The following is a 26,795-nucleotide window of genomic DNA, read 5'->3' as shown; positions in this document are numbered from 1 at the left end:
TAAGAAAATGAAACTGAAAAATAACAGCTTAAATGCTGGTGGATTCGCTCACCCTAAATTCAGCGACGAGACTATTTTAAATATTAATTCAGATGATATTTCCGTTATTCGATTTGAGGGAATAGAGGTACGGATAGTTAAAATTAATAATGATCCGTGGTTCGTTGCTAAAGATGTTTGTGACGCATTGGAAATATTAAACTCAAGTGATGCTTTAAAATCATTAGATTTGGACGAAAAAAATACTATAGCTTTAAACTATGGTATTCAGGGAAACCCTAACAGACAGGTTATAGCGGAGTCTGGATTCTATAAACTAATTGCCCGTAGCCGCAAGGCAACCACTAAAGGCACATTCGCACATCGTTTCACTAATTGGGTATTCCGTGACGTTATCCCATCTATTCGTAAAACTGGCGCGTATGGTGTGCCATTCTCAGCGTTAAATAACTTTACCAAGCGTCAGCAACAATACCAAATTACAGCCTCACAGCACGGCCGTGACCTGCAATCCTGCAAGCAAAAGAAAGCTGATTTACAGCGTGAAGAACGCGAATTGTGGAAGAAATACCAGCCTGATTTTCTTGATGGAGAAATCCACTAATGGCGGCTATTAACTCAACAATGTTTGATACCCCAAATCGGGGGAATCAAAGTTCAAATACTAATCAATTAACACCCGATTGGGTGAATATTGCCTACCAAGTGAATGATTCCCTACTGGCAGGTGGGGAGTCGGTTAAAGTGGACGCCCTTTTATCCATCTTGAATCTAACTTCAAGTTATAGTCAATCAGACAAATTTTCGTCTGGTTACTCGGCCAATATTTTGGCTCAGCAATCAGCTAAAACTTTAGCCGATGTATTAGCGAAAATTTACGCCAATCAATCACCCAAATTTACGGGAAATAAATCTGGGGAATATTTCTCAGGTTATAAATCCGCTGATATTTTGCACTATCCAAATTCGGATATCTCAAAACGTGGAGAATTTACACCATTTGCTAAAGGTGATTTTTCTCACCTTTCTAACGTCGGGAAATCCCGCTATTTGAATTCGTTCATCTCAAAAAATGGGAAAATTGAGTTTTGTCAGTCCATAAAAAAGGAACGAATTGAGTTTTTGGAGTCCATAAAAAAGGGCAGCCAATCGGCTACCCTTGGAAACGTCGATATTAAATACCGAGCAAGTGAGAATATTAATACTAGCTTACTTCTCTGGTATGGCAAATATCAGTTTTTAGGCTTAACACCTAATCTTTCCAGCTCGTTACGACAGGCTGTCTTAACCCATGAACTAAATGGCTCATTACCAATAACTGAGTCTATTTGTTTGAGCAAATCATCATCAAATCGGATTGTTCTTCTTGTGCTGTTTGCACGGTCGTATGGTTTTTTGTCTTTTTCATCTTGCATTGGTTCGAACCACTATGATAGTTTATATGTATATGGTGCGAACCAGTATAAAGGTAAGTGCTATATAAAAACAATGCCCCGCAGTGGTGGAACACTAACGGGGCATCTAATCACCACCGATAACGAAGCTATCGAGGTAACTATGAGTAAATATAACACACCCGTCATAGGGCGGACTAGTCTCACCCCTAACCAATCGTACAGATGGTTATTCCTCGCGTTAAACCGTAGCGATTACACCGCTAAACCTTGCCGCATTGCTGTTACAGCACCGAACGAAAACAGTGCAAGACTGATGCTTGTACGTGATTACATGCTGATATTCGCTGGTCGCTTACCTGCTATTGGAGGTAAACATCATGCGTAACCCTCAACCTAATGATTTCTACACTCACAAAAATAATGGCGAAACCGTCAGAGTTCTATCGGTTCAATTCAACCGTGTGACCTTTCAGCGAGACGGCTTTGATAGTCCTGTCATTGTTCCATTAAGCCAGTTCAGCAACGAATACACCTATGCAGGGAGGGCTTAATCATGGCAGATATCAATATTCATCAAGCCGCTGAAAAGGCGCATCAGATTGAGTTAATTAACCTGCTCATTGAATCACACCCGCACCAGTTACAAGACAGTGAAATATCCACTTTGGCTTCTCTTATGGCGAAGTTATCAGGTGATGTTTGTGTATTTCTTCAAGAGGAAATTGTGGCACAGGAGGCGAAAGCATGAGTATTTCACGCCTATCTGACGCATTGAACAAAATCCAACGCCTAGCAGAAGCCGCTTTGTCTTTATCGAACCAACGTGATGAAGCAGAACTCAAAATTCAGCTAATTGAAATTATCAGCAAGACAGCAGAAGAAGCCGTATCTGAGGGGGAAGCATGAGCAAGCCTATTCCATTAGACAGAGCCGCATACAAAGCGCAGCAAAATAATTCATTGCTTGCCGTTATCTTGGAGCAAGTGAGTAGCGATTGTTCGCGTGAGTTAATCGACCTCGTTTCTATTGCGTATGACTTCAACGCAGAAATATGCGAATCCCTCGAGGAGGCGACCAAATGAAAACAGTTAAATTAAAAGTTGGTCACTTATCTACCTTAGAAGAAGTCGAACATATTAACGAAGAACTCCAAGCGTTACTAATCCCACTGTTAACCGCTGTAGAGAATGAAGCTGATACCGATACGCATTTTCTTCTGAGAGCAGTTAACCGCCTTGTGTGTGCTCAGCAGAAAGAAATCACTAGGTTAGCGGAGGTGATGAAATGAGACAGGTCACTATCAATGCCACCAGCTTAAGCCCATTTATGTATCAAGGTAAGCGAGTTGTGACCTTTGCCATGATTGACGAGGTACACCAACGCCCGAAAGGTACAGCAAAGCGCACATTTAACACGCATAAAAAACACTTCATTGATGGGGTGGATTACTTTTTGCTCACTAAGTACGTAATACGTACCGAGTTGCCCGAACTAGAAATAGGCGGAAAAGCAAAAGAGCTAATGCTTATCACTGAATCAGGTTATTTGATGGTTGCCAAGCCATTTACTGATGATTTGTCGTGGCAGGTCCAACGCTCAATGGTTAACAGCTACTTTCGTTTGTCTGAGTTTCCCGAAATTAAACACATTCAAATACCCACGCTGGCGGAACTTGAAGCCATGCCAATTGGTGAGGCTCAGAACTTGATTAGCCGCTTAGAGGCTGACTCTTATCAAGGTCACGGTAGGCGCGGAAGTTATGCCATGAACCTACGTCGCAAGGAGAAGAAAGCACTTAAACCAATGGTAATGGCCATTGAACAAGCCTCACAGCTACACATTCAGGATATGGGGGATTATCGCTCATGAGAACGTTTCAAATCGCAGGATATGGCACAACACCGAAAGGCTTAACGCTAGGTATTAGCAAACGTGTGATATCAGCCACCCAGAAAGACGCACAATCGCAAGTGATGCGAGAAGCGCAACGTGACGGTTTAACCGATATCCGAATTAACTATGTGCGTGAGGTGAAGTGATGAATCAGGAACAGAAACGCGAAGTGGAAAGGTTACTAGAGCCGCACAAAGCAAAAGTATTAATGCTAATTACTTTACTTTCTACGTGGCTGGAAGCTGAAGAGTGTGGCGAAACCAGAAACATGATCTGGGCGGTGTTGATTGTTGTTTATTCGATTAGGGATGAAATGAACGAAACGGCAGGGAGCAAATAATGAGCTTATTTATCAAACGTAACGTTGCCAGTTTTGGCTATGGTGCCACAGGTGTATTGGTTGTTTATCGTGAGAATGGTCAGCTTAACAAGGTAATTAGCTACGACGATGCGCTTAAATCCCTTGATGCTGGTGATTTTGACACGGATTTGCTCATGGGGTTTGAGCTTGTATTGGCAATCTCAAAAGGTGAACGAGAACGCTTGTTTAACCCAACATTAGAGCAAACGTTGATTTTATGCCGTTGGGTAGTAGCAGCGTCATTTGTTCAAGAGTTAAGAGATAAACATGGCGTTATTGAACTCGACAATGAGCTAGGCGGCAAAGACATTGCCACGCTGTATTACAGCGATAACGGTTCGGGGATATCGGTTTATCCATCGGGCGAACGTGCGTTGTTAACTACGCATATGGAGGACTTTGTTTGTGAACAATACGGGCAGGAAATGGGGCGGCAGTTAGTTATCAGGGCTTACATGGACTTTATCAATATGCAGCCAGAAGTGGGAAATCGTCTCTCTGAAAAAGGGCGAAAGGGGCTAACCATCTTGCATGATGGCCTTATGAAAATCGCTCGTTCTAGTGAAGTTGGCACTATGCCAGTGTTTCACTGATAGGGGGGATCATGATTAACAATTTAAACCATTTACTGGCGAACAAAGGAGCATTTCAATGAGCAATATTATCCCATTCAAAACCAAAGCGAACTCGCTTGATGATGCGCTGAAAGCCTTTGCCTTTGCTGTATTTAAAAGCCGCCCGAATGACTTTGAGGAATGTTACACCTACACGGAAACATGCCAAGGCCGTACTAACAAGCAACAAATTTCACCGATTGAGTACCTTTGTTTCTTAACTGAGGTTTGTTTTATTGAGCCGTTAATAGACCAGTTTGAAGAATACGAAACGGCCGCACTGGAAGCCTTAACCAAAGCGGTAGATTGTGGGCGTCTTACTCTGGAAGGCGAGGCGTTATATCAATCGATTTTAAGTGTGTCGCATGAAATGGCTGAACCTGCAGGAGGCGAAGAGGATGAAACCAATTGATGTTATCCGTGAGGTGAAGCTGAAAGCTAACGGACAATGGCAAAACATATTATCTAACCTTGGGGCAGAAGTGCCCCTAAATACGCACACGGCTTGTCCTGCTTGTGGTGGTAAAGACCGTTTTAGATTTGACGATAAAGACGGCAACGGCACGTTTATTTGTAACCAGTGCGGTTCTGGTGATGGGTTGGACTTGGTTCAGCGTGTTCTGGGCGGTAGCGTGACAGAAGCCGCTTATGAGGTGGCTGGCATGATTGGTATTGATACCCGTTCAGACAATCCACCAGCTTACCGTAGCCATGAGGTAAAAGCGCAACAGGACGCATTGAAAGCCCAGCAAGCCCAGAACCAAGTTAACGAGCAGATAGAGAAGCATAAACGCTTTACGGAGCGATACAGCCGCACTATTGCCAATGCTAAACAGGGCGAATCTGAATACCTGAAAGCGAAAGGCTTTGAGGGTACCACCGTGACCCTATTAACTGATGGTTCGCTAATTATTCCATTGATAGACACTGACGGCACAATTACAGCCGCGCAGACCATTAAACCCAATGGCGAGAAAAGGCTATTACTCGATAGCGCGAAGAATGGCAGCTATTACCCTATCAATGAACCTGTAAATGTTTCTACGGTAATTATCGCTGAGGGATTAGCAACCGCCATGACGTGCCAGTTAATCCAACCAGAAGCGCACACAGTAGCGGCAATTGATGCGAATAACTTAACTCATGTGGCTAAGGTGATGCGGGCGAAGTACCCAGAGAGCCAAATTATTATTGCTGGAGATAATGACAGTAAAAATGAGGTCAATACGGGCAAGGTGAAAGCAGAAGTCGCAGCGAGAGAAGTTAGCGGCTATGTTTCAATTCCGCCTTGTCAGGGAGATTGGAACGATTACCTGCAATCCAGAGAGAGGGAAGCTACTGCCTCTGCTTTCAGCGAGGGAATATATCAGCCACAAGGAGACGAGGCAATGAGTGAGATTACATTGACTGTAACGGCAAAGGAAAGCGTTACCGAAACAGTAAAACCAAGCGACCCCATGAAAATACGCATTGAATCACGCGACGATGGTGTATTTCTGGTTACACCTAAAGCGGACAAAGAAACAGGGGAAATCATCAATCATGAGCAATGGTTATCTAACGCTATAAAACGTATCACGAAAGGCGTTAATGACCTGAATCAAAAGTATTTGATTTTCGAATGGGGTAATAACAACGTTCAAGCCGTTCCGATGGGGGATATTGGTGAGCGTGAGGGCTGGAAAACGCTTAAAAATGCAGGGCTAATTGTGACAACTAAATCAGGGCTAAGACAGTCTTTATCTGATTGGCTCTTGCGCCAGAAATTCAAAGAGAATTGGAGTATCACCAATAAATCAGGCTGGCATAAAGGCGCGTATATCATGCCTGACGGCTCAATTATTGGTACACCCGAGCAACCGATATTTTTTAACGGGCAAAGCGCAGCCGCTACCGCCTACCAGACAAGCGGAACGGTAGAAAGCTGGCGGAATGATGTTGCGCGATTGGCTAACGGTAACAGTTTTATGATGTTTGCAATTGGCGCAGCATTAGCCGCACCGATGACGAGTATCACAGGGGCGGACAGCTTTGGTATTCACATTTACGCCCAATCGACAGCAGGGAAAAGCACCACCGCAGATATGGCCGTGAGTTTATACGGTGATCCCGATTTACAGCGTTTAACGTGGTATGGCACTGAATACGGTATGACTAACGAGGCTGTAGCGCACAATGACGGGCTTTTGTATTTGGATGAAGTCGGACAAGGAGCAGACCCTAAACACGTCTATAAATCGGCTTACACGCTGTTTAATGGCAAAGGCAAGATACAAGGTGCGAAAGATGGTGGCAATAGGCAGGTTCAAAGCTGGCGGACGGTGGCTATCAGTACAGGGGAAAAGGACATTGAGACCTTTTTATTAAATTCAGGTGTGAAAGTGAACGCAGGGCAATTAGTGCGATTACTGAATATCCCCATTGAACGCGCCACCGAACTACACGAATGTGAAACAGGGAAAGCCCACGCAGATTTAATCAAGGTGAATTGTCGTGATAGCTATGGGGCAGCAGGACGTTATTGGATTGAGTATCTATCGAATCATAAAGACGAAGCTAAAGAAGCCTACAGAGCCGCCCAGCAACGCTGGAATAAGTTAATTCCAAGTAGCTACGGGGAACAGGTACACCGAGCGAGCGACCGATTCGCCACGATTGAAGCCGCTTTGATTATGGGCCGTGTGATTACGGGGTGGAGTGAACAAGATTGTAGGGATGTAGTTCAAGCAATATTTAACGTATGGGTCGCAGAGTTCGGCACGGGAAACAAAGAGTATGAGCAAATCAAAGAACAAGCTGAGGCGTTTTTGAATGCTCACGGATTAAGCCGATTTGCCCCAATTCCTTATGATGTTAGGGATCTACCTATTAGAGACCTTGCAGGATATAGGAAGAAAGGCAGTAATGAGGATGACCCGATAATCTTTTATACCTTCCCGTCCGCCTTTGAGAAAGAAATCGCGGCAGGGTTTAACTACAAACAATTTGCTGAGGCGTTAAAAATGGCTGGCATGTTAACACCACCCACCAGTGGGAGAGGTTATCAACGAAAAAGCCCACGCATAGACGGACGGCAATTTAATGTTTACGTTTTGCAGTTCGCTCCAGAGAGCACAGAAGAAGATAACAGTTGAGCAACAACTAGCGGAGGGATGAAAATCCCATAATGTTTTTTTCATGTGCGTGATTTTATCGTTTTAGTGTCGGTTCAGTTGGTTCAGTAGATAAGTTTTATTGATTTATAAGGAAAAAATAGCATTTATTGAACCAACACTGAACCAACAAGAGGCTGTTTTGAACCGACAAAGTGGCATTTTGAACCAACACACAGAATTAAAGAGTTTTTCCACTGGATGGCATTTTTAAATTCGATGTTGGTTCATACATGGAAAATGTCGGTTCAAATCATGGGTATGTTGGTTCAGTATTTTCAAATAAACACTTTAAAAACAATCATCTTTACAAATTGAACCAACTGAACCGACTGAACCAACACCTGATCGCGTATTTAATAGAAAAGTTTTTTTGAGGAAAAAGAAATCATGACCCGAGTGACTTTATCATTAAGAAAAAATAACAATGATGTAACAAATCTACCAGCGACGAACACACCAAAAAACACACAGGCTAAAACGCCACAGGAAGCCCAACAGCAACCGAAGAAGAAAAATAAGGCAGATGTTCACGCGAAGAAGAAACAACACCGCATCGACCGTATAGCGAAGCATTGGACGCTATTCAGTGAGCCAGATGCCAAGCCGCTAATGATTGGCATCAAGGAAGCTATGATTGCTGAGGCTACAGATAAAGGGCTGGATATCCCAGAGAGCCACATTAAACAGGGATTACGGTCATACATCAGCCGCAAGGCATATTTGAAAGCTCTTACTCTGGGTGGCAATCGGTTTGATATGTACGGGCAACCTAACGGAGAAATCACACCAGAACAGCAAGCCATAGCAGAACAAAAGCTGGCGGAATGGAACAATAAATAATAGGTTGAAATTTGAATTAAGTTACACTCATGTCAGTATGCATCTAATAGATTGAAATTACATAAATGGAGTTTATATGGTTGATATAGCTTTTGGTGCGTTGGGGTTAAAGTTGTTTGAACGAATAATCACAAACTTAGCAAACGATGAGGTATTAAGAGGTAAGTTTGAGGAAAATGGGAAAAGTGTTATGGATTTTCTTCAAGTTAACTTAGGCAAGATAAGTAAACGAAGTGAAAGTGAAGAGATTTTTTTAGCTATTAACTCATCGAATAAACAAGACAAAGAGACTTTGTGTGAAATTGTCGCTGTCATAACAACACTATTTATTACATGTAAGATAGAGAGAGGCGCTCAAGTTGGAGGGACACTTTTAGCTGAGTTTGGAGATAAAGTATACCCACATATAGCTGAAAGAGAATTGAGATATAAATTACCAGTTAATGCTGGAATTAAACGAAAAGCCTACAACATGGCAATGAATGATTTTGATAATATTATGAAAGAAAATGATATTAGCGATATGAGTGAGTTGAGAGAAAAGATGAAAGACATGAGTTTATCATCGGGTTCTTTAAGTGCTGCTAATTCTTCAATAGCCACATGGCCATTAGGGTTCGGATTTTTTTCATCTCTACTTGGCAATGTTCTATCTTTATTTAAAACAAAATAGATATTTAATTATTATGAAAAATGCCGCCAAAGCATAAGCCTAGGCGGTTATGTATAATTGGCCTTATCAACTAAAAGGATCACCAAATGAAAAAAATCATGATAACGGCTTTATTGGCTTTGTTTCTATCGGGATGTGATAACAGTCCACCAGCACCCTACGGCTTTAAGTGGGGGCAGTCGGTGGAGGATATCCAAAAGTTAAACTTAGATGGTGAAGGATGTAAGTTCCCTGTGTGTGAGGTAACCAATACTCCAAGCGGAGTTACAGGATCAACGGTTTTAATATTTAATAAAAAACTAGGGTTGGTTCAAGTATTACGCTCAGAGGCATTGGGTGAAACAAGCCAACAAGAAGTAATGAAGAAATTTAACAATGCGGTTGATGAGGTGAATGTAGCGTATGGTGATCCAACAAATAAAATAATTAAAATTGAGGATGAATCAAACTTTATTGCTTGCCTAAATAAAATAGGGTGTAGCAAGATAAAGGCTGAATACGACAAAGAAGGGTACAAAGTGTTAGTTTCAGTTGGTATTAGAGATAAAGATGGTAAATTAGCTATTCTAACCAACTATGCAAAACCTCTAAACTAGAACCCACCTAAAAAACAAAAGCCGACCTTGAGTCGGTTTTTTTGTTGTCTTAATACCATCAAAACCAAGATAAGTAGAAAATATTTCTATACTTTCGATTATTTATAGCAATATATTGTTGTTTATTTTTTGCTCTGGATTATAATTGTAGTGTATATAACTACAGGGTGGGTAAATAATCATGGATAAGCAAAAAAGAACCTTCAAGGCAGTGTCAATTGAAAGCGACATAGTAGATCGCGTTAAAAAATTTAAAGAAAAACAGGGTGAAAAAGATGTTTTCATTCAACGAGCGCCTATTAGCCAATTGATTCAAGGGCTATTAAGTGATGCCTTACAGCGTGAGGGGTTCTAATGGAAAAGTTACAGCAGTTAGCAAGCACCATAGCTCAGATTTATGTTGATGGGCTAAAAGCGGAAACGGGAACAACATTAGTGACTTATAACGGCATTACAGGCGAGGTGATCCCTGAATTGCTGGCGGCAGGGCTATTTGATAATGCGGTATCAATTGTTAAGTCTCGCGGTGAATCGTTCGACGTTGAGAGCAAGGCATATGATTTATTGTGCCCGTATTTGAATGTATTCACTAAGCCGTATTCCATCACAGATCAGTGTATTTATGTGATTGGCGAAATGACACGCTTTGCATTACGTGACGGTAATGTCAGCGGGTTATCAGCGAAACATTAAAAGAGAGGTCATTATGTTTGAGATTGATGGGGTTGAAATCATCATTAAAGCTGATACTGAGGGCGTTCTTGAGGCGGGGAAAGCGGTTAGAGAAACAAAACGTAAAATGGCTGATATGGGTAAACAGGCCGATGATACGTCAAAAGCCTTTTACCGATTTGATAAAACAGCAATCGCGGTTTCCAGTGCGTTAAAAATGCCTGAAATAAACCGCCTATCACGTCAAATGAGCGAGTTAACGGGGCAAATTGGCGCAGCGTCAGCCGCAACAGTTAGAGCAACTAACGCGAATGCGCGTTTTACAGGGATAATTAGTAATGTCTCTGGGTTATTAGGTGCGGGGTATATTTCTAATATTGGCAGTGCGACCTCCTCACTCTTACAGCACACTCAAGGGGCAATTAACGCCACACAAGCCGAGGTTTCACATACTCGCGCTATTCAAATGAAAGCACAGGCATTACAAGCCGCAGCCTCCCAAGAAGTAATTAACGCTAGAAATCTGACGGTATCAGCACAAGCCGAGTTAAAGGCGGCTAAGGCAGCATTAGACAATGTTCACGCGCTAGATGCCGCAAATGATGCTAAGCAGCGTAGCCTTGAATCATTAAGAGTTAGACAGGTCGCAATGCTCAAAGATGCTGAAATAACTTATCAGATGACAGAGAGTGAAGAAAATTTACAGAAAGTCACTAAAGCCAGCAACGCCTTGCATGCCACAGAAACCAAAATCAAAACGCATTTAGCCACTACAGGTAAAGAAGTTGCTAGAGCCGAGGCTCAAGTCGCTAAAGCGAAAGAAGTTGAAGCCAACGCAACCCATAAATTAAATGCGGCATTAGCATTAGAGCAAAAAGCGAAAGCCACACTAGCGACCACAACGGACGCAGTGACCGCAGCCAATAACCGCGCAGCCCAAGCCGCTAAAACTCAATCTATCGCTATGCAAGGGTTACGGGGAGCGGTTGGGTTATTAGGTGGCCCTACTGGTGTATTCTTTTTAGCTGCCGCAGGTGTTTACGCATTGTATAACGCCATGAACGATGACACCGCAACTAAAGAGTTTAACGACAGGGTAGATCAGTGGATTGATAAAATTGACGAACTGTCAGCAAAACAGGCGCGCGTTGTGGCTAACCGCTTAGGCGAGAAAATAGCGGAAACAACCACAGAGTTAGACGGACAGAAAAAAAGCCTTGAAGCCGTAAATGTGGATCTCAGAGCCCATAGAGAAGAACTTGGCAGAATTGAAAAGGCAGTTAATAAACTTAAAGAACAAGATGGAGAAATAGGCTCTACTTATGCGCTAGACAGCTATGTTGACGCAATCAAGGAGCTGACTAAAAAACAGCAGCAATATGAGCTACTTATTTCTGAAGGTGAGCAAAATATTCGACGCTGGACGGTATCGCAAGGAAAAGCCGCTGATATTGCTAAGGTTAGAGCGCAACAAACGGATGAACTGACCAGAGCCGATTTAATTTACCAACGCCAAGCTAAAGGCGTGATTGATGCTAACCAGCAAGTAGCCCGATCACTGGAGTTAGGCAGCGAGGCAGCAGTTAAGAAAGAACAGGCTATCAAAGAACTAGAAAAGGCGTTAATTGCTGACGGATTTGTTAAAGACTCTGAAATATTTAAACAGAAAATCCAAGAGTTAACGGATGAGTTTGATAAAACGGTCAGTTTGAACCTTGCTAACTCGCTTACTGAGATTGAGCAACGCACCCAAGCCCTCACTATTGGTATGAAAGACGGTAAGCCGGCACTGGATGAATACAACGCCTCGTTGCTCCTTATGCAAATGGGATTACAACAAGGTTCAGCGGCTTACAATACCGAACTCCCGAAAGCTATTGAAGCCATACGCAAGTTACGTGAAGCCCAAGAAGCCGCACTTAGCAGTAAATCAAATGGTAATAAATCAGCTAAAGCCGCCAACCAAGCGAATGAAGCGATAAAACGCCAGAGTGAGCAATTGGCTACGCTGAAAAAACGTTATGGATTATTGGAAAGTGGCGCAGCCGATGTTAACCGCGAAATGGCAATCTATGAAGCTGTTCAGCGACTAGGGGCACAGGCAACAGAGAAACAAAAAGCGGCTATTTCGAAAGAGGCTGCGGAACTGTTTGACCTCAATCAGCGCGTGAATGATTTTATTGCGGCTCAAGAAGTCACCCCAGAATTAAAACTGGCGCATACCTTTGGCGAGGAAGTGAAAACCCTCAAACGTTTGTTAGATGAGGGCTTCATCAACAAGGAAGATTTTGAGCGCATGGGGCGTGAGGCGATGGTGTCATTTAATCAGGGAATGACCGATATCAAAATCAATGCCTCAGTGAATTACATTGAGGAGAACCGCGCTAAATTTGACCCGATTCAGGCATTGGCTAATGAGCATACTCAGAAGTTGTCCATGATGAAAGAATACAAAGCGCAAGAGTTACAAATACTCAATGAAGCCTATGCAAAACAGCAGATTAGCCATGACCAGTTCACCGCATCGAAAGCGGCAACCGATGCGCAATACCAGCTACTCAGAACCGCAGCAGAGAAAGAGTATCAACAGCAGCAGTTAGCGGCACAATGGGAGCTAATGAGGCAGCAGAACCTAGGCTATGAAATGTTGGCTTCAGCGGTTGATTCTCTGGCGGGTAATGCTTCAAACGTCCTGACAGGGTTAATTACTGGTTCAATGGATGCGTCAGAGGCGTTACGTTCGTTAGGTAATACGATGCTGAACAGTGTTGTAAATTCCATTGCTCAGGTTGGTGTGGAGATGCTTAAAAACTTCATTCTGACCAAAACAATTGGCGTTGCTTCACAGGCAGCGAACGCAGCGGCAGCAACAGCAGGAGGTGCGGCAGCATTAGCGGCATGGACACCAGCAGCAATCGCGGCATCAATCGCAACTGGTGGAGCGGCATCAGGAACGGGATTATCAGCGTATACAACCGCTCAAACCGCAGGGCAAGCCATGTCTATGGTTGGTTTTGGCGGAGGGCGTAAGAATGGCGGAGTAGTTGATGCGAGTAAATACTATCGTGTCGGTGAAAATGGTAAGCCTGAGATATTCCAAGCGAGTACGGGGAAGCAATATATGATCCCTGGTGACAATGGGCGAGTTATATCAAACAAAGATTTACAGGGCGGGCGTGGCAGTAGTGTTAATTTCAGTGTAGTAATTGAAAACCATGTGGCAAATGCCGCCATCGAACCAAGAATGGAAAAAGGGCTTACTGGCGAAGATGTGGCAAGGATCATTATCACTGATATGAATGAGAAAGGGCCCATACACCGTTCAGTAATCAACAACACAACAGCAGGCCCCAAAATATAATAAATATGGGCAGATTTCTGCCCTTTAGTTTTATTGGAGTACAGCAATGATAAAAGTAAAAGTTGTCAGTAAAAAAGGAAATGGTAGCTTTGACCGCTATGTTAGCCATGTTCAGCAAAGAGTGTCTTTAGCTATGCAGCGGTTTCTTATCGATGCTGGAGCACAGGCCGCAGTCTATACGCCTATCGATACCTCAACATTGATCAATAGCCAGTTTCGCACAGTCACCATTAACGGTACGCGAGTAACGGGGCGTATTGGTTATTCCGCCAGCTATGCCGCGTATGTGCATGACCCGAAAGTTAAGCAGAACTTTAAGCGTCCAACGGCTAAAAAAGAGTTCCTGAAAAAAGGTGTAGAGGAAACGTTACCCAATTTAGCTAAGTATATTCAGGAAGAATTGAAGCGTTAACTTTGATGATTTAGATACCAGTACGCGCGAGGGGGAAATATGCAGAAAACAACCAAAAAGAAAACCAATCGTTATTTTAATGATGTGCCGACAACGCGCCTAATCGTGACGTGTGAGCAGTCAGTCATTGATATGGTAGATATTCACATTAGAGCCGATAGAGTGACTAGGGGCAATCGTGCGGAGTTTGTGAGGCAAGCAATCATTGAGAAGCTACAACGTGAACTTTGATGATTAACGGAGCAGTACGCGCACGCGTGAGGCTGTGAACCTTTGACGATTTAGTGACACGTTAGGAATGATGATTTTCGGGCACGTTAGGAATGATGATTTATGTACATCGTAGAGAGTGCTAATGTAGATAGAATTATTTGATTTTAGAGTGATAAATAAAATGGAAAATGTAAATTTCTATCCTTGGGTTGGCGCTAATTATGAAAACAATATGTTTGATATCAAAATACTCATACTTGGTGAGTCACATTACGCTGAAAATGATGATGAGCCAGATAGTGATTGGACTCAACATGTTGTAAAACATAACGCCCAAGAACATCCTAATGCGTTTTTTACTAAAATTACTAAAGCTGTGTTAGGGCTATATAGTGAAGATGAACTATCAGAAGATACACGCTCTAATTTCTGGGAGCATGTGGCGTTTTACAACTACGTACAGGGTATTGTTGGGGAGTCAGGGCGAATTAGGCCAACAACTGAAATGTGGGAAGCAGCAGAAAAACCGTTTTTAGCCGTTGTAGAATTATTGAAACCCGATGTAGTTATAGTGTTAGGCTCTATGTTAGGTGAATGGGTTCCTGTGTTAAATGATAATGTTAAAGTGGCCTATTTGTATCATCCATCTAGCGGCTATTTTAATTATGAAAGCGCAATACCAGCAATTAAGAAAGCAATGGGCGATGTTAAACGCGAAAGTAATTCTTAACGTTTTTCTAATGCCAAAATCTTAAGAAATCCTAAGATTATTATTGGTGAGATGCTAACATTTGCTAACGTATTTCAGTTAATACCGACTCGAAGCCTCATACATAAATCTTAACAAATCTTAAGGTTTCTTAAGGGTAAATGCTGCCATGTTGATAACATTACAGATAATAAGGATTGGTAAGGTGGTTGCATGGCTTAAGGTGTGGTGAGGTTATTATTGACAGAGTGAAAAATAGTCATACGATACCTTTCACTCCTTTCTAATTAGCACTACATTCTGGAATTAGACGATTATTTGCTTAAAATTGTAATGCCAATTAATGCGATGAATAAAAACAGACTGAGAAAAAACCATCGGGCTGTTTTTTTTGTAATTGAAGTAATAATCTTAACTACTTCATCACAAAAATAAAAAACAAACCAATCCATATCAAGTTCAAGATCGGGATGAACCCTCTCAGCCTCAACAAATTTAACTCTGGCAACAGCTTTCATAACATCTCTGCTTGAATTCAAATCTAATTGGTCACTTAAAAAAGCATCCCAAGCAGCTTCTCTAGCAATCCTGCTGTTTAGATCGCTAATACCTTCAATTGCTACTTGTCGTATTCTTTGAGCTTTTAATACTCGCTCAAAACCATATTTATTAATATTAATCATTATTCACCTTAAATGAGTTCTCATAATCCCTTTATGTTAAACGGGCGAGTTGGTTTACTAAAACCGCCCGTTGATACCTTATTTAATTTAGCTTCCCAGCAATATCTTTGTGACGCTTCCACGCTGAATAAATATCCTTATCCCATGCTTTACCGCCTTTAGTTTGATAACCAGCTTCATTTATCCGTTCAGCGATAATTCGCCCGTTATCTATGCCCTCTGATAGCGCCAAATTAACCACAGAAACGATAGCAGACTCATTATAGGTATAAGGTGGAATATCTGCCTTACCAGCAATCAAAGACGCGACAGACGATTCTAGGCGTTCCACCAGCGACAGCATACGAGCATCAGGATTGCTGTCTGGTCGGTTTAACTTCTCTTTGATAGCCGAGACTATCCACGCTGTTTTGTCAGTACCAGAGTTCGCTACAGCATCATTAAACAGGGCTTGCAGTTCAGCAGGTAGGCGAAAGGCAATAAGATTAGATTTACTCATGATAATAGTCCGTTATCAGCTCAATGAGTGCTTATTATATCAGCGTATAACATTGTTATACAGATTAGAAAATATAAAATTGCTGGTGGATTTAACGAGTAATTGTATAACTTAATATAACAAAGTCAGGGTAACTTACTGTAAAACAAGCAAAGCGTATTATTGCGCCTTGTAACTAACTGAATGCATGGCAAAGCTCAAACTTGAGCGCAGTCTAATTTTATCAATAGAATCAATCGGCTCATTTTTGAGCCTGTATTTATCAATAGAAACAATGCCCTCAAAATTGAGGAGGGTTAACGATTGTGATTATGGTCATAGTCGGAAAGGGTGACAGTTGAAATGCTACCCTTGGTGCTGAGGACGGCTTGAAATGAAGCTCTCATATCAAAACCACAAATTAGTGCCTTTAGCCATAGTAGCTAAATATTAGCCAGTACAGCTAACCTATAAAAACACGGTGTAGCTATTTTGGCATCAAAAAGAATCACGGTAATAACGTACCGAAATGGTACTAATATAAACCACGGTGGTACTATGGTGTTGTTATAGTGATTGTAAGGTATCCGTTTTGGTATCCACCGAAAAGGCTATATTTTACTGGATACTCTATCCGCTGAATGTTGATAATTGTTGACATCAGAACCAGACAAAACCAGACATGAGAACCTGACAAAACCAGACATGAGAACAAAGTAAATGTTGTTAATTGTTGTGGTCGAAAACTTGTCAAAACTTGTCATCACGCCAAACAAATTTATAAGTCCGTCCAAAATTAAATAGGTACGCAGTAGGTATGCGTTTAATTCTCGCATTTCGTTATAATCAAATAAAATCATGATGTTGTGGGAAAGTACGCAGAATGGTACGCAGCAAAACAGCATGTTTTATGCTAGTGGAATGATGGGCTTTGATTGTTCCAATTCAGCACAATCAAGGTATAGCGATAATCACAACACCTTTGAGGTAAAGCCATGTTACAACATGAAGCAATAGAAGCCGTTATGATGGAGTTAGCTCACCAGCAAGGGCAATCACTCAACGGACGCGATAGGTTAGCCATTAGAACAGGTGTAGCACAGACAATACAGGCTAAAGAGCGTCACAGACGGAGAATGACAGCACCAACCTACCAATGGACTAAGCCAGCACCAAAACGATAATAGGTTGCCTTGATATCAAGGGTACTTAAGGCGGTTAAATAGGACTCCTTGAGATTAAGGAGTCATGAGGCTCTGAAATTGGAGGCTCGTCACTGGCTGGCAATATTCTAATCATGGCCATGAGATAAAAGTAACCACTTTGGTAACCACCAAAAGTAACCACAATGCAAATAAGCATTGCGATACCCACAGGACAATTTTGTCCTCTGAATATTAATTTCATACTGATAATAAAAACATCTCATAACGATAAATGTAATCATCTTAAAAGGATGGTCGTAATTAATTGGTAGATGTGAACTATATTTCATATAAAATATTCTACGCTTAGGACTTAAAGCCATAAACAAGAGTGTTATAAGCTATTAAATTGTGTCTGTGAGAAATATTATAAAAAAGGTGAAGCATTGTGAGCATATTAAAATCGATTTGGGATTTTTTTGGGCTTTATCAGACTAAAAAAATAAGAATTTTACATGCGTTAATTCTACTTTTGGTAATATCACAAATCATTGTGAGTAATTGGATGACGGGAACTAAGTCAGTAGTTGTTCCGTTTTTTGACGAGACTTATTTATTCACTTGGATTCATATCGTTTCAGGTTTTGTGCTTTTTTTCTTAACGTTCTTTTTAGTCGTGTTATGTTTTAACCGGCGAGGGTTTAGATATTTTTATCCCTATCTCTGGGGGGACTTTAAGCAAATCAAAGAAGATATAAACTCTCTTTTAGCTAAAAAGCTACCAGACAGCTCACCTAAAGGGCTTGCCGCGACAGTTCAAGGGTTAGGGTTAGGTGCTTTATCAATTGTTATTTTGTCTGGTATTGCATGGTTTATTCTATGGTTACAGCAGTCACCACTTGCTTTAGAGGCTAGAAGTATTCATAAATCACTCACAATTTTAATTGAGATTTATATTTATGGTCACGGTGGTTTAGGGATTATTCATTTTATAATTTGGAAAAAAAGTAAAAATAAATAGGTTTGCTTGATACCTCATTGGCAATATGGGTGATTAGTCGCCCATATTCATTAAATGATATTTTGTTGCAATCTGTAGATGCTAATAAGTTACCGTGACGCAAATATGCGTTACTTAGTAAATCAATAGGTTATCTACTCTGAACATGAATGACTAAAGCTAAAATAACGGTCCTATTACGGCCCGTATAATGTGATTGAACGGTAAGGTTACGGTAAGGTTAAACGGGGATGTTACGGGGAGGATTAAGCCGATAACGGTGAGATTACGGTGAGGTTTCCACAATGGTTTCCAGTGAAAACGCACTTTAGGAAATGGAAACTAACACTAAGGTTACTACAAGGTTTCAGGCGGTCAATTTAACCGTTAGTAATGAAAACAATGCATTGCCACCTCTTACCATTGGTCACTGAAACGATGACCAATGAGCGTTAATCTGGTTTTGTGACAGAATTAAGCGTTATCAATCAATTATATTTTGATTCCGTCGATTTAACGGAATTAAGCATAATCAATAGCTTATAGATACATACGGGATTATCCCGTATCATCATGGATAAATTAACGTTTAGATCACCCCTAGAAATTAGAATTATTATCCGATCTTCCAGCGTCCCACTAGCATTATATTTTAACCACTAGCTTATATTGTGATGGTATCAAGATGAATAAACCAGAAATGAGAAAAGCAAAATCAATCAGGATCACCACATCAGGAAAGGTAATAAAAGCCCCTGAGCGAGTTAAAACAGCGTCAGGTAAAGTTATGGCCACAATGACTATTCAGGCTGAGAGTGACAAGCGTAGCCCGTACCCATTAAAGATAGTGGCATTCGATATTAACGCACTTGAGCTTATGACCTGCCAGAAAGGAAACAAAGTAACTGCTACAGGTCGTTACGAATGGTTTAATGGTTATCAGCTAACAGGGGCGCAGATAGTTACTGGTTAGTAAAAGTTAGTATCAACAAGCTGATTTGAAATCGGGAAATCTAAACAGGCTATTTCTCCTCTTTAAACTAACCCACAATTAGTTGCCTACCTTTAACTGACCCTCTTTAAGATGACCAGTTTAGCTAACCCGAAAATATCGGGGCAGTTCGAATAAGTCCACCAGCCTACCTATTCTATTTTGTACACCTCATATTGAGGTGCGCAAATTAACCACTGCCGTCATTTGAAATCGCACAAGTGTTAATTTTACAGTTCCGTTTGAAACGGAGTCGTGAAAAGACGAGCAGGGTTATTTCTGGTTGGTATTTCACTATATGCAATAAAATCACCATTGATGATATTTATGCAATGATGTTACTGGAAAGTGTAAGGCTAACATTGAGATTAAAAATCACCTCAAAACAGGCAAGACAAAAATATTAGGGGGTACATTTGGGGGTATATATAAAGTTAGAATTTAAATAATCATTTAATATCAATGAAGTGAATGCTATGTACGGCTCTCTCCTCCGCCATCTTCACTTCTAGCAACATTTTCTAAAGTCTTCCAATCCCCTTAAGTTATAAAAATAAGCAATCAAGTATTTCAACTAAATCCCATTATCCCAATATCTACTAACGTCTATTGAAAACTCTCCCCTTTAGGTGGCACATATGGGGTACATTTATACCCCATGATTTGAGTACCCCCAAATGAAGCTAACCGTTAAGCAAATTGATTCCAGTAAGCCTAAAGAAAAAGACTAAAAACTATCTGATGGTGGTGGGCTGTATCTATCGGTTCAAACTAATGACGGAAAATATTGGCGGTTAATATACCGAATCGATGGTAAAGAGAAACTTTTAGCTATTGGAATTTATCCAACAGTTAAACGCCGTTTCACAATAGCTTGTGTGAGGACATAAAAGCCCCGAACAGCGAGGGACGCTGCTCTGGTGGCGTATGTTAGACAATGAACGGTGAATCAATACTGTCATGAGTCAGTACAGACACAAGCAAGCCCAGTTTTTCATTACTGCATTCACGTAAAAACGCTAAATCGGTATCTAATCGGTAAGTTGCCATCAGTGTTATTCCCTAGCTTGAAAAAGAGAACACCACGATAACAACCTCACCAGGCAGGTTATGTCCGGCTATTTGGCTTTTTTTCGAGAGAAAAATGAAGGGAAATGACAGGGGTGTCATGGATTTAATTTAACTGATTGATATTAATTTTAATTATTGGGTTTCGTGTCAGTGATATATATTTGAAAAATCGTTGAGTATCAATAGGCATAAAAATACGCAAGAAGCGACATTGAACAAAACAATGACACTTGACTTAAGTTAAATTAACATAACGACCTTTGACACAGGAGGTCGTTATGAAAATGCCCGCTTCTCTATGGGTTATATTAATTGTTTTTTCCCTTTTCATGCTTATACATATAACTGGCGCTTTTTTTTACGTTTCTAGCATGTTGAGATTAAGTTCATCAGTTGATGTCTGGAGTAGCTCTGATGGGGCGTTCTTAATTATTGGGTTGACATTGTATCAACTTGTATTACCGACAGTAGAAGTTTTAACTGTGGTTTTAGTTTTAATGAAGAAAAAAATTGGAGCAGCTTTATTGAAAATTCTATGGTCAATCATAACGCTAATGTCAATTTTTTCTGCATTTAAAGGGATTAATAACGCACTCGAAGGAAATGGGTTTTCAAGCATGGCAGAGAAAACAGGCGGTGTTATAGGTGTATTATTATTACCAATCATAATGATTTTCTTGACTTATATTCTTTTTAAATCCTCTAGAGTTAAAGATTATTTTCAGTCAGTATCAGCAAAGTAATAAAAACAAATGAGCCAACTACTCAAGTTGGCTCATTTTGATCACCTATCAAAATATTCCACTTCGGCTTCTTCGGTTTCAGAAAGACAGCCACCGGACTTACCGATTAACGGAATACCTTGACCATAGCTAATGCATGAATACGAAGAGAGGTATAGTCAACTCTGGTATTCATTCTTCATGATAAATTAAGGAATTAAAGTTGATGAAAAGCCGTTATCAAATTCAATTTTCACCATCAAGATTGGAAGCAGAGAAAATACGAAAACTCATTCAAATGCCAGTTACTGTAGATAAGGAAAAAATGCCATACAGATTATTTACTAATCTATGGAATTTATTAGCTATAGCATCGATTGTATCGGGGATCGCCTTATTGATGATTGGGTATAAGGCTTATTCAGTTGTAGATGGTTTTTCTGGCTTAAAAAACTTAGGTCTTTTTTCTTTTTGTGGCTTAGTCAGCTCGTTAGCATGCTTGTATATAACCTTTCGAATAGAAATGCATTACTTATATAGAAATGAAGAAAAAGAACATAGCGATCCTGATTCTCTAGTCAAAGTTAAAATTAACAGGAAATACATAGACAATATGACGAGGGGCACCTTAGTCAGGGTATTTTGGCAAAATATAGAAGAATGTTATATCAGGGAAGAGTATCTGTTTATTTTTGCTTCTGATGGTGAAGGCACTGTTATCCCTGCGAGGGTTTTAGCTGATGGCGAGTTTGATAAATTATATCAGTTTGTTATGGAACAGATTGATAACCATAAACCATGATAGATACTCAAAGTACAGTCTAGTTATTTATTATTGGACTTGTACGCCTTGACCGTAACTAATATACGTACACGATACAGATGATGTAATTATTATCGCTATGAAAAAATGATTCTATCAGAGCTAAATGAAATTAGTTTGATTTTATATGAATTTATCCACCAAGAAAATAGATATGTGCAGATTAATACACTATTAAAATAAGGAGGAAAAATTAAACTTACAAGACTTGTATGGTGATTGTGGAACTATTTTAATAAAATCAATTTGTTGTAATTACTTTTTCGATTGAAATATTTGGTTACATAGTTTATTTCTATGTACATTAGAACTTACTGGGCTTATCGCAGTTTGGTCTATTTTTTGTTCGATGATAATTCGGTTATGATTCATTTTTAGTGTTTTTCTGAAATTATATAGCGATATTTCAACCAGTTTACGCTAAGTCACTTATCCTAGGGAGATACAAAAAGGCCGCTAGGTTTACAGTCTATCCATAAGCTTTTATTATCCTTAACTCAAATCTTACCGTGCGCACTGGCTGAGATGACGGAAATTAACAGTTAATTATATTTACTTAACTCAATTTGTCATTCTTGATAAAGGATATCGCTATGCCAACTCCATGCTATATTTCCATTGAAGGAAAAACCCAAGGCAACATCACTGCCGGTGCATTTACTGCGGATTCTGTGGGTAACATCTATGTACAAGGTCATGAAGACCAAATGCTGGTGCAAGAATTTTCTCACGTTGTGACTGTACCGACAGACCCGCAATCCGGCCAGCCTTCAGGCCAACGTGCGCACAAGCCGTTCCGTTTCACCGTGGCGTTAAATAAAGCGGTTCCACTGCTGTATAACGCCTTAGCCTCTGGCGAAATGCTGCCGAAAGTGGAACTAAAATGGTACCGCACCTCAGTTGAAGGTAAACAAGAGCATTTCTTCACCACCACGTTAACCGATGCGACTATCGTCAATATTGACTGCCAAATGCCACACTGCCAAGACCCGGCAAAAGCCGATTTCACGCAGTTAATCGAAGTCTCTCTGTCTTACCGCAAAGTGGACTGGGAGCACACGGTTGCAGGCACATCGGGTGCTGATGACTGGCGCGCACCGCTCGAAGCGTAATACCTTTTTGACGGGCTCTTTTGGGCTCGTCATCGCTTTTATTTCGTTCCCCGCTTCTTATCCATTTTGTCATGGAGACTAGTGATGTTTAGCAAAGACCCCAAAAAAACCACCATTGACCCCGTTTCTATTGTCAAAGATGAAGCGGTAAATCAAGTTAAAAATAAAGTGCAATCTAAAGTCAATGAGTTGGTGTCCAGTAAAGTACAAAAAGCGGCAGCATTAGCCCAGCAAGGGGGGGTTTTGGTATCAACAGCGGCATCTATGGCAACTCAGGCGACATCCCAATTGAACAGTGTAGCCAATAACCCGCTTATCCATGGCGGTGGATTTGGTGGTGGATTAAAACTTGGTGGTGGACAAACTTTTTCAGAAAGTCAGGCATTACAAGCCGCTCACGGGGCATTGTTAGATGCACTAGGCATGGGAAGTCTGGAAAGTGGCTTGGTGTTTACATGCTCAATTGCTGGGCTACCCGATGAAACTTTTCAAGTTACCGAATTTAATTTAACGGAAGGGTTGTCTTCGTTATTTTCCCTTTCGATTAGTGCTGTTAGTGCCTTACCGTTTATTGATTTTCAGAAACACCTTGGCGTCGCCTCTTTTTTAACCGTCAAGCGTGATGGTGTCCAAGTCCGTAAAGTGAATGGCATTTTAGCCGGGGCGGTTCAAGGGAATACGGATGGCGTAAAGACGTGGTATCACTTTGATATTCGTCCAGAAATGTGGGTAATGACCCTTAATCAAGATAGCCGTATTTTTCAAAATCAAAACGTACCGACCATATTAAAAACCTTGCTGGATGAAGCGCATGTGAAGTCGGACTGCAAGTTTTACCGTGATGACTTACATCCCAAACGTATTTACACCACCCAAAAGCGAGAATCCGCCTTTGATTTTTGGTGTCGTCTCGCCTTTGAGGAAGGGATTAACTTTTGGTTTGAAGAAAACCAATTGTTTTACAGTGACGAACATATGGGGATGACGGCGGGAATTAACCTGATGTATAACCCGCAAGCGGATACGGATATCAGCGACAGTACCGCCATGACATGGCAGTACGGTGAATACCTGTGTGTGGATGAAACCATTCATAAAGACAATAATTTCATTCGTCCTTCCTACCCGCTTAGACATGAAAATAAATTGGAAAAGGGTGGGCAACACAGCGTCTTTGAAAGTTACGGTCGCTTTCAATTAGATGAAGAGGGCAAACCACTCACCCAAATTCGTTTTGAACAGTTACGTAATGGGAGCAAGGTGGGTAGTGCCACAACAAACTGCTTTGCGCTGATGCCCGGTAAAATCTTCACCTTATCAAATCATCCTTACCTCCCAATGAATAACAGTTGGCAAGTTATTAGCGTGAATCATCATGGTGTTCAACCTCTGGCAGACAATGGCGGAGGGGATGGTACTCAGTTGTCGAACAGCGTTTCTTTTATCCCTGGTACGCAAGAGTGGCGGCCACCTTATCGTTATAAACCAACCGCGGATGGTGATGAAGTTGCGACTGTCGTGGGCCCTCCGGGTGAAGAAATCTATGTCAATGAACATGGTGCGGTGAAAGTCCATTTTCACTGGGACAGACGTGGAGAGCCTGACCATAGTGCTTCGTGTTGGGTGCGTGTTGCGATGGGCTGGAGTGGCGGCGGCTATGGTTTTTCTGCGGTTCCACGCATCGGAACGGTCGTTCAGATTAGTTACCTCAATGGGGATATTGATAGGCCGATTATCACGGGCTGTACTTATGATGGTCGCAATGCGACTCCAATCAGTTTTCCTGAAAATAAAACCCGTACCACGTTTCGGACGAAAACCCATAAAGGGGAAGGGTTTAACGAGCTGCGCTTTGAGGATGAAAACGGCAAACAGGAAGTGTTTATACATGCCCAGAAGGATATGAATACCAAAGTGTTGAATAATCGGACTACGCATGTGTTGGCTGATCATTTAGAGGTGGTTGAAAAAAATCAAATGGTCAAAGTGACCCTAAACCAAGATGAAGAAGTGGGTGAAAGTAAAAAATTGCACGTCAATGAAAATTATCAACAAAGGGTTGGTGCGAATAAGACGTCGATAGTCAAGGAAAATATCCAATATGTTGCGGGCGATTCATTTGAAATAGTGTGTGGAAAATCGATATTGCGAATGGATAAAGACGGATATATTCGTATTCAGGGTCATGAAGTTATTATTGAAACGTCAGGTGATCAGTTCCTTAAAGCTAATGGCGATATTACATTTAAAGCTAAAACTATTTTAGGTAATTAGTCATGACAAAATTATCCATAACCAATGAAATACGACCAAATGATCCATCACTTCTAGATGAAATCATTGAACAAACAGAACCTCTTTCTTTGGCTGAAGAGCAAGCAAGACTTCCATCGATTCAATTAGCTCGGCTTGTTAGCTACAGTGAGAAAAGTGTATTTATTGCATTAAATGAGATTGATACACCTATTTTAGCGTTGAGTTTAGCGCCGATAGTGGAGTCAGACATAGGTAAAATTTGTGCAATTCAATTTATCAATGGTAATAAGCAGAACCCACTAATCATGGGGCTGATCCAACAAAACAATCATTCGATGATATTGCCAGAAACTCCGTTAAATAACATGATGTTTTCGTCTCCAGAGCATGGGCAGTTACATATTCAAGCAAGTGAATCTATTACATTACAGTGTGGTGAGTCGAGTTTAACTCTTACTGCGGATGGTTTTGTGCAAATAAAAGCGCTTTATATTGATAACTATGCTTCAGCAACGAACCGTATTAAGGGCGGTTCAGTGCAAGTTAATTGAAGGGGACTAGGAATATGGAGTTGATAAATAACGCTAAACATACGACGGCTAAAGCGACAGTGATGATTGATAAAGCGGGATTTGAATATCTGGTTGTGGTGATGAAAGCTAGCTACCATTTACCTGATGATAATCAACTTGCACGTCCAATTATTCCTCCTAAAGCACTGGCTTATACGGATACATATACTGGTGAAGTGGGAACTTCTGTTCCTCTTTATGATGCTGACTTTGTCTTAAGAAAGCATAAGTGTGATGTGATCTTTAATGCTAACGCGTTTGCACCGAATGCCGAACCGACTCAGCATTTAATGGTATCGGTACAGGTCGGTGAAATGAAAAAAAGTCTCTCTGTCATTGGTTACCGACAGTGGCAACAGGGAACTGAACATTATACGGCAGGTGATGTGACTCCGTTTACAACCGTTCCTTTACATTATGGTTTTGCTTTTGGTGGGCAGTATCATTTCCAAGATGAGATGATCTCTCACTCTATTAATCCATTAGGAAGAGGTTATTTTTCTTTAGAAAAACCGAATGGGGAGATGATGATGCCCCAATTAGAAAACCCAAAAGAACTAGTCGATGCACCTGATAATGATGTTAAGCCTATTGCCCTCTCAGTATTACCCCGCCATTACGGGGAGCGTGTGAAATACGCGGGAACTTTCGATGATAAATGGCGTAATGAAACGGCACCGTTTCTACCGGATGATTTTGATGAATGTTATTTCCAATCTGTACCAGATGACCAACAGATTGATTTTCCTGTCGGTAATGAAGTGATTACGTTAACCAATATACATCCGACTCGTCCAGAAATTCATTTCAAGCTTCCAAGGTTAAATAATATCCCCGTACGATTATATCAGCGTGATGGCGAGGTAGTATTGCTAACACCTAAGGTAGATACCCTCTATTTTGAACCCGAAAAGAATTGTTTCTCTGTTATTTGGCGTTGTCATCATCAGATCCGTACTATTCAAGATGTTGAACAAGTGCTTGTAGGGCCATTATTAGATAGTTACGTATCTCGCCAAGCACCAGTGTCGACATGTCGGGGGTAA

At 41.0% G+C, this 26,795-nt stretch carries 34 protein-coding genes and 1 pseudogene; 32 read left to right on the top strand and 3 right to left on the bottom strand.

The window, feature by feature from the left end; genetic code table 11:
• Window positions 1-7 precede the first annotated feature (7 nt).
• The 22 genes from PSF31_RS07415 (at window position 8) to PSF31_RS07305 (ending at window position 14,917) form a co-directional block, all read left to right on the top strand.
• Window positions 8-604 (top strand): BRO-N domain-containing protein, encoded by a 597-nt coding sequence (locus PSF31_RS07415; RefSeq protein ID WP_210844484.1) that lies wholly within the window; start codon window positions 8-10, stop codon window positions 602-604.
• Window positions 604-1,782, top strand: a complete 1,179-nt coding sequence (locus tag PSF31_RS21095) for a host cell division inhibitor Icd-like protein (RefSeq protein WP_442959848.1) — start codon at window positions 604-606, stop codon at window positions 1,780-1,782. The genes PSF31_RS07415 and PSF31_RS21095 overlap by 1 nt, the downstream gene beginning before the upstream one ends.
• A complete protein-coding gene (locus tag PSF31_RS07400) occupies window positions 1,775-1,948 on the top strand; it encodes a DUF4222 domain-containing protein (RefSeq protein WP_137019081.1) in 174 nt (57 codons plus the stop codon). The genes PSF31_RS21095 and PSF31_RS07400 overlap by 8 nt, the downstream gene beginning before the upstream one ends.
• Window positions 1,949-1,950: 2 nt before the next feature.
• The gene (locus PSF31_RS07395) at window positions 1,951-2,145 is read left to right on the top strand and encodes a hypothetical protein (protein WP_195698535.1); all 195 of its coding nucleotides are present in this window, start codon (window positions 1,951-1,953) and stop codon (window positions 2,143-2,145) included.
• Window positions 2,142-2,303, top strand: a complete 162-nt coding sequence (locus PSF31_RS07390) for a hypothetical protein (RefSeq protein ID WP_004255433.1) — start codon at window positions 2,142-2,144, stop codon at window positions 2,301-2,303. The genes PSF31_RS07395 and PSF31_RS07390 overlap by 4 nt, the downstream gene beginning before the upstream one ends.
• A complete protein-coding gene (locus PSF31_RS07385; RefSeq protein ID WP_004255431.1) occupies window positions 2,300-2,479 on the top strand; it encodes a hypothetical protein in 180 nt (59 codons plus the stop codon). The genes PSF31_RS07390 and PSF31_RS07385 overlap by 4 nt, the downstream gene beginning before the upstream one ends.
• Window positions 2,476-2,685: a hypothetical protein gene (locus PSF31_RS07380; protein WP_105880952.1), complete on the top strand. Its 210-nt coding sequence runs from the start codon at window positions 2,476-2,478 to the stop codon at window positions 2,683-2,685. Before PSF31_RS07385 ends, PSF31_RS07380 begins: the two co-directional genes overlap by 4 nt.
• Window positions 2,682-3,266: an ORF6N domain-containing protein gene (locus PSF31_RS07375; RefSeq protein ID WP_181488334.1), complete on the top strand. Its 585-nt coding sequence runs from the start codon at window positions 2,682-2,684 to the stop codon at window positions 3,264-3,266. Before PSF31_RS07380 ends, PSF31_RS07375 begins: the two co-directional genes overlap by 4 nt.
• Window positions 3,263-3,436: a hypothetical protein gene (locus PSF31_RS07370; protein ID WP_004255426.1), complete on the top strand. Its 174-nt coding sequence runs from the start codon at window positions 3,263-3,265 to the stop codon at window positions 3,434-3,436. Before PSF31_RS07375 ends, PSF31_RS07370 begins: the two co-directional genes overlap by 4 nt.
• Window positions 3,436-3,630 (top strand): hypothetical protein, encoded by a 195-nt coding sequence (locus PSF31_RS07365; protein WP_267722131.1) that lies wholly within the window; start codon window positions 3,436-3,438, stop codon window positions 3,628-3,630. Before PSF31_RS07370 ends, PSF31_RS07365 begins: the two co-directional genes overlap by 1 nt.
• Window positions 3,630-4,244 (top strand): hypothetical protein, encoded by a 615-nt coding sequence (locus tag PSF31_RS07360; protein ID WP_267722133.1) that lies wholly within the window; start codon window positions 3,630-3,632, stop codon window positions 4,242-4,244. Before PSF31_RS07365 ends, PSF31_RS07360 begins: the two co-directional genes overlap by 1 nt.
• 58 nt (window positions 4,245-4,302) lie before the next feature.
• Window positions 4,303-4,677 carry a hypothetical protein gene (locus PSF31_RS07355; RefSeq protein ID WP_137021871.1) on the top strand — a complete coding sequence of 125 codons (375 nt, stop codon included), beginning with the start codon at window positions 4,303-4,305 and terminating at the stop codon, window positions 4,675-4,677.
• On the top strand, window positions 4,664-7,399 hold the full coding sequence (locus PSF31_RS07350; protein ID WP_272683188.1) for a TOPRIM and DUF927 domain-containing protein: 2,736 nt from the start codon (window positions 4,664-4,666) through the stop codon (window positions 7,397-7,399). The genes PSF31_RS07355 and PSF31_RS07350 overlap by 14 nt, the downstream gene beginning before the upstream one ends.
• 408 nt (window positions 7,400-7,807) lie before the next feature.
• Window positions 7,808-8,260 carry a ProQ/FinO family protein gene (locus tag PSF31_RS07345; protein WP_272683187.1) on the top strand — a complete coding sequence of 151 codons (453 nt, stop codon included), beginning with the start codon at window positions 7,808-7,810 and terminating at the stop codon, window positions 8,258-8,260.
• A gap of 76 nt (window positions 8,261-8,336) precedes the next feature.
• Entirely contained in the window at window positions 8,337-8,933 is a 597-nt protein-coding gene (locus PSF31_RS07340) for a hypothetical protein (RefSeq protein ID WP_272683186.1), read from the top strand.
• Between the two features lie 86 nt (window positions 8,934-9,019).
• Entirely contained in the window at window positions 9,020-9,529 is a 510-nt protein-coding gene (locus PSF31_RS07335) for a hypothetical protein (protein ID WP_004906510.1), read from the top strand.
• Window positions 9,530-9,710: 181 nt separating this feature from the next.
• Window positions 9,711-9,884 (top strand): hypothetical protein, encoded by a 174-nt coding sequence (locus PSF31_RS07330; RefSeq protein WP_004255410.1) that lies wholly within the window; start codon window positions 9,711-9,713, stop codon window positions 9,882-9,884.
• Complete coding sequence (locus PSF31_RS07325) at window positions 9,884-10,222, top strand: hypothetical protein (RefSeq protein WP_272683185.1); 339 nt, start codon at window positions 9,884-9,886, stop codon at window positions 10,220-10,222. Before PSF31_RS07330 ends, PSF31_RS07325 begins: the two co-directional genes overlap by 1 nt.
• 13 nt (window positions 10,223-10,235) lie before the next feature.
• Window positions 10,236-13,562 (top strand): hypothetical protein, encoded by a 3,327-nt coding sequence (locus PSF31_RS07320; protein WP_272683184.1) that lies wholly within the window; start codon window positions 10,236-10,238, stop codon window positions 13,560-13,562.
• A 46-nt stretch (window positions 13,563-13,608) separates the two neighbouring features.
• Window positions 13,609-13,974 carry an HK97 gp10 family phage protein gene (locus tag PSF31_RS07315; protein ID WP_172767319.1) on the top strand — a complete coding sequence of 122 codons (366 nt, stop codon included), beginning with the start codon at window positions 13,609-13,611 and terminating at the stop codon, window positions 13,972-13,974.
• A gap of 39 nt (window positions 13,975-14,013) precedes the next feature.
• Window positions 14,014-14,205: a toxin-antitoxin system protein gene (locus PSF31_RS07310; RefSeq protein WP_137019101.1), complete on the top strand. Its 192-nt coding sequence runs from the start codon at window positions 14,014-14,016 to the stop codon at window positions 14,203-14,205.
• A gap of 163 nt (window positions 14,206-14,368) precedes the next feature.
• On the top strand, window positions 14,369-14,917 hold the full coding sequence (locus PSF31_RS07305) for a hypothetical protein (protein ID WP_247047443.1): 549 nt from the start codon (window positions 14,369-14,371) through the stop codon (window positions 14,915-14,917).
• A gap of 293 nt (window positions 14,918-15,210) precedes the next feature.
• On the opposite strand, the gene PSF31_RS07300 is transcribed toward PSF31_RS07305, so the two are convergent.
• On the bottom strand, window positions 15,211-15,579 hold the full coding sequence (locus PSF31_RS07300; RefSeq protein ID WP_105880965.1) for a hypothetical protein: 369 nt from the start codon (window positions 15,577-15,579) through the stop codon (window positions 15,211-15,213).
• A gap of 82 nt (window positions 15,580-15,661) precedes the next feature.
• Window positions 15,662-16,078: a hypothetical protein gene (locus tag PSF31_RS07295; RefSeq protein WP_247047441.1), complete on the bottom strand. Its 417-nt coding sequence runs from the start codon at window positions 16,076-16,078 to the stop codon at window positions 15,662-15,664.
• A gap of 974 nt (window positions 16,079-17,052) precedes the next feature.
• Here PSF31_RS07295 and PSF31_RS07290 point away from each other — a divergent pair.
• The 4 genes and pseudogenes from PSF31_RS07290 to PSF31_RS07275 form a co-directional block, all read left to right on the top strand.
• Window positions 17,053-17,241: a hypothetical protein gene (locus tag PSF31_RS07290; protein WP_272683183.1), complete on the top strand. Its 189-nt coding sequence runs from the start codon at window positions 17,053-17,055 to the stop codon at window positions 17,239-17,241.
• Window positions 17,242-17,650: 409 nt separating this feature from the next.
• Window positions 17,651-18,223 (top strand): cytochrome b/b6 domain-containing protein, encoded by a 573-nt coding sequence (locus tag PSF31_RS07285; RefSeq protein ID WP_272683182.1) that lies wholly within the window; start codon window positions 17,651-17,653, stop codon window positions 18,221-18,223.
• A 664-nt stretch (window positions 18,224-18,887) separates the two neighbouring features.
• Window positions 18,888-19,175, top strand: a complete 288-nt coding sequence (locus tag PSF31_RS07280; RefSeq protein WP_191901885.1) for a hypothetical protein — start codon at window positions 18,888-18,890, stop codon at window positions 19,173-19,175.
• 695 nt (window positions 19,176-19,870) lie between these two features.
• Window positions 19,871-20,047 (top strand): annotated as a pseudogene (locus PSF31_RS07275) (Arm DNA-binding domain-containing protein); the annotation flags it as partial.
• Window positions 20,048-20,123: 76 nt separating this feature from the next.
• Here PSF31_RS07275 and PSF31_RS07270 read toward each other — a convergent pair.
• Window positions 20,124-20,243, bottom strand: coding sequence for a DUF3944 domain-containing protein (locus PSF31_RS07270; RefSeq protein WP_377145485.1), 120 nt, complete (start codon window positions 20,241-20,243; stop codon window positions 20,124-20,126).
• A 299-nt stretch (window positions 20,244-20,542) separates the two neighbouring features.
• Between PSF31_RS07270 and PSF31_RS07265 the strand changes: the two genes are divergently transcribed.
• From PSF31_RS07265 to PSF31_RS07240, 6 genes are all read left to right on the top strand, one after another.
• Window positions 20,543-21,007: a hypothetical protein gene (locus PSF31_RS07265; RefSeq protein ID WP_096864213.1), complete on the top strand. Its 465-nt coding sequence runs from the start codon at window positions 20,543-20,545 to the stop codon at window positions 21,005-21,007.
• A 205-nt stretch (window positions 21,008-21,212) separates the two neighbouring features.
• The gene (locus PSF31_RS07260) at window positions 21,213-21,788 is read left to right on the top strand and encodes a YcxB family protein (RefSeq protein WP_094960735.1); all 576 of its coding nucleotides are present in this window, start codon (window positions 21,213-21,215) and stop codon (window positions 21,786-21,788) included.
• A 614-nt stretch (window positions 21,789-22,402) separates the two neighbouring features.
• Window positions 22,403-22,921 carry an Hcp family type VI secretion system effector gene (locus tag PSF31_RS07255; protein ID WP_004250011.1) on the top strand — a complete coding sequence of 173 codons (519 nt, stop codon included), beginning with the start codon at window positions 22,403-22,405 and terminating at the stop codon, window positions 22,919-22,921.
• 84 nt (window positions 22,922-23,005) lie between these two features.
• Window positions 23,006-25,195, top strand: coding sequence for a type VI secretion system Vgr family protein (locus PSF31_RS07250; protein ID WP_096864212.1), 2,190 nt, complete (start codon window positions 23,006-23,008; stop codon window positions 25,193-25,195).
• A gap of 2 nt (window positions 25,196-25,197) precedes the next feature.
• Window positions 25,198-25,728, top strand: coding sequence for a DUF6484 domain-containing protein (locus PSF31_RS07245; protein ID WP_094960737.1), 531 nt, complete (start codon window positions 25,198-25,200; stop codon window positions 25,726-25,728).
• A gap of 14 nt (window positions 25,729-25,742) precedes the next feature.
• A complete protein-coding gene (locus PSF31_RS07240) occupies window positions 25,743-26,795 on the top strand; it encodes a DUF2169 family type VI secretion system accessory protein (protein ID WP_096864211.1) in 1,053 nt (350 codons plus the stop codon).

It is taken from the genome of Providencia sp. PROV156 (genome assembly GCF_028480905.1).
Classification (GTDB): domain Bacteria; phylum Pseudomonadota; class Gammaproteobacteria; order Enterobacterales; family Enterobacteriaceae; genus Providencia; species Providencia hangzhouensis.
This window is presented reverse-complemented; position numbering and strand designations above follow the sequence as displayed.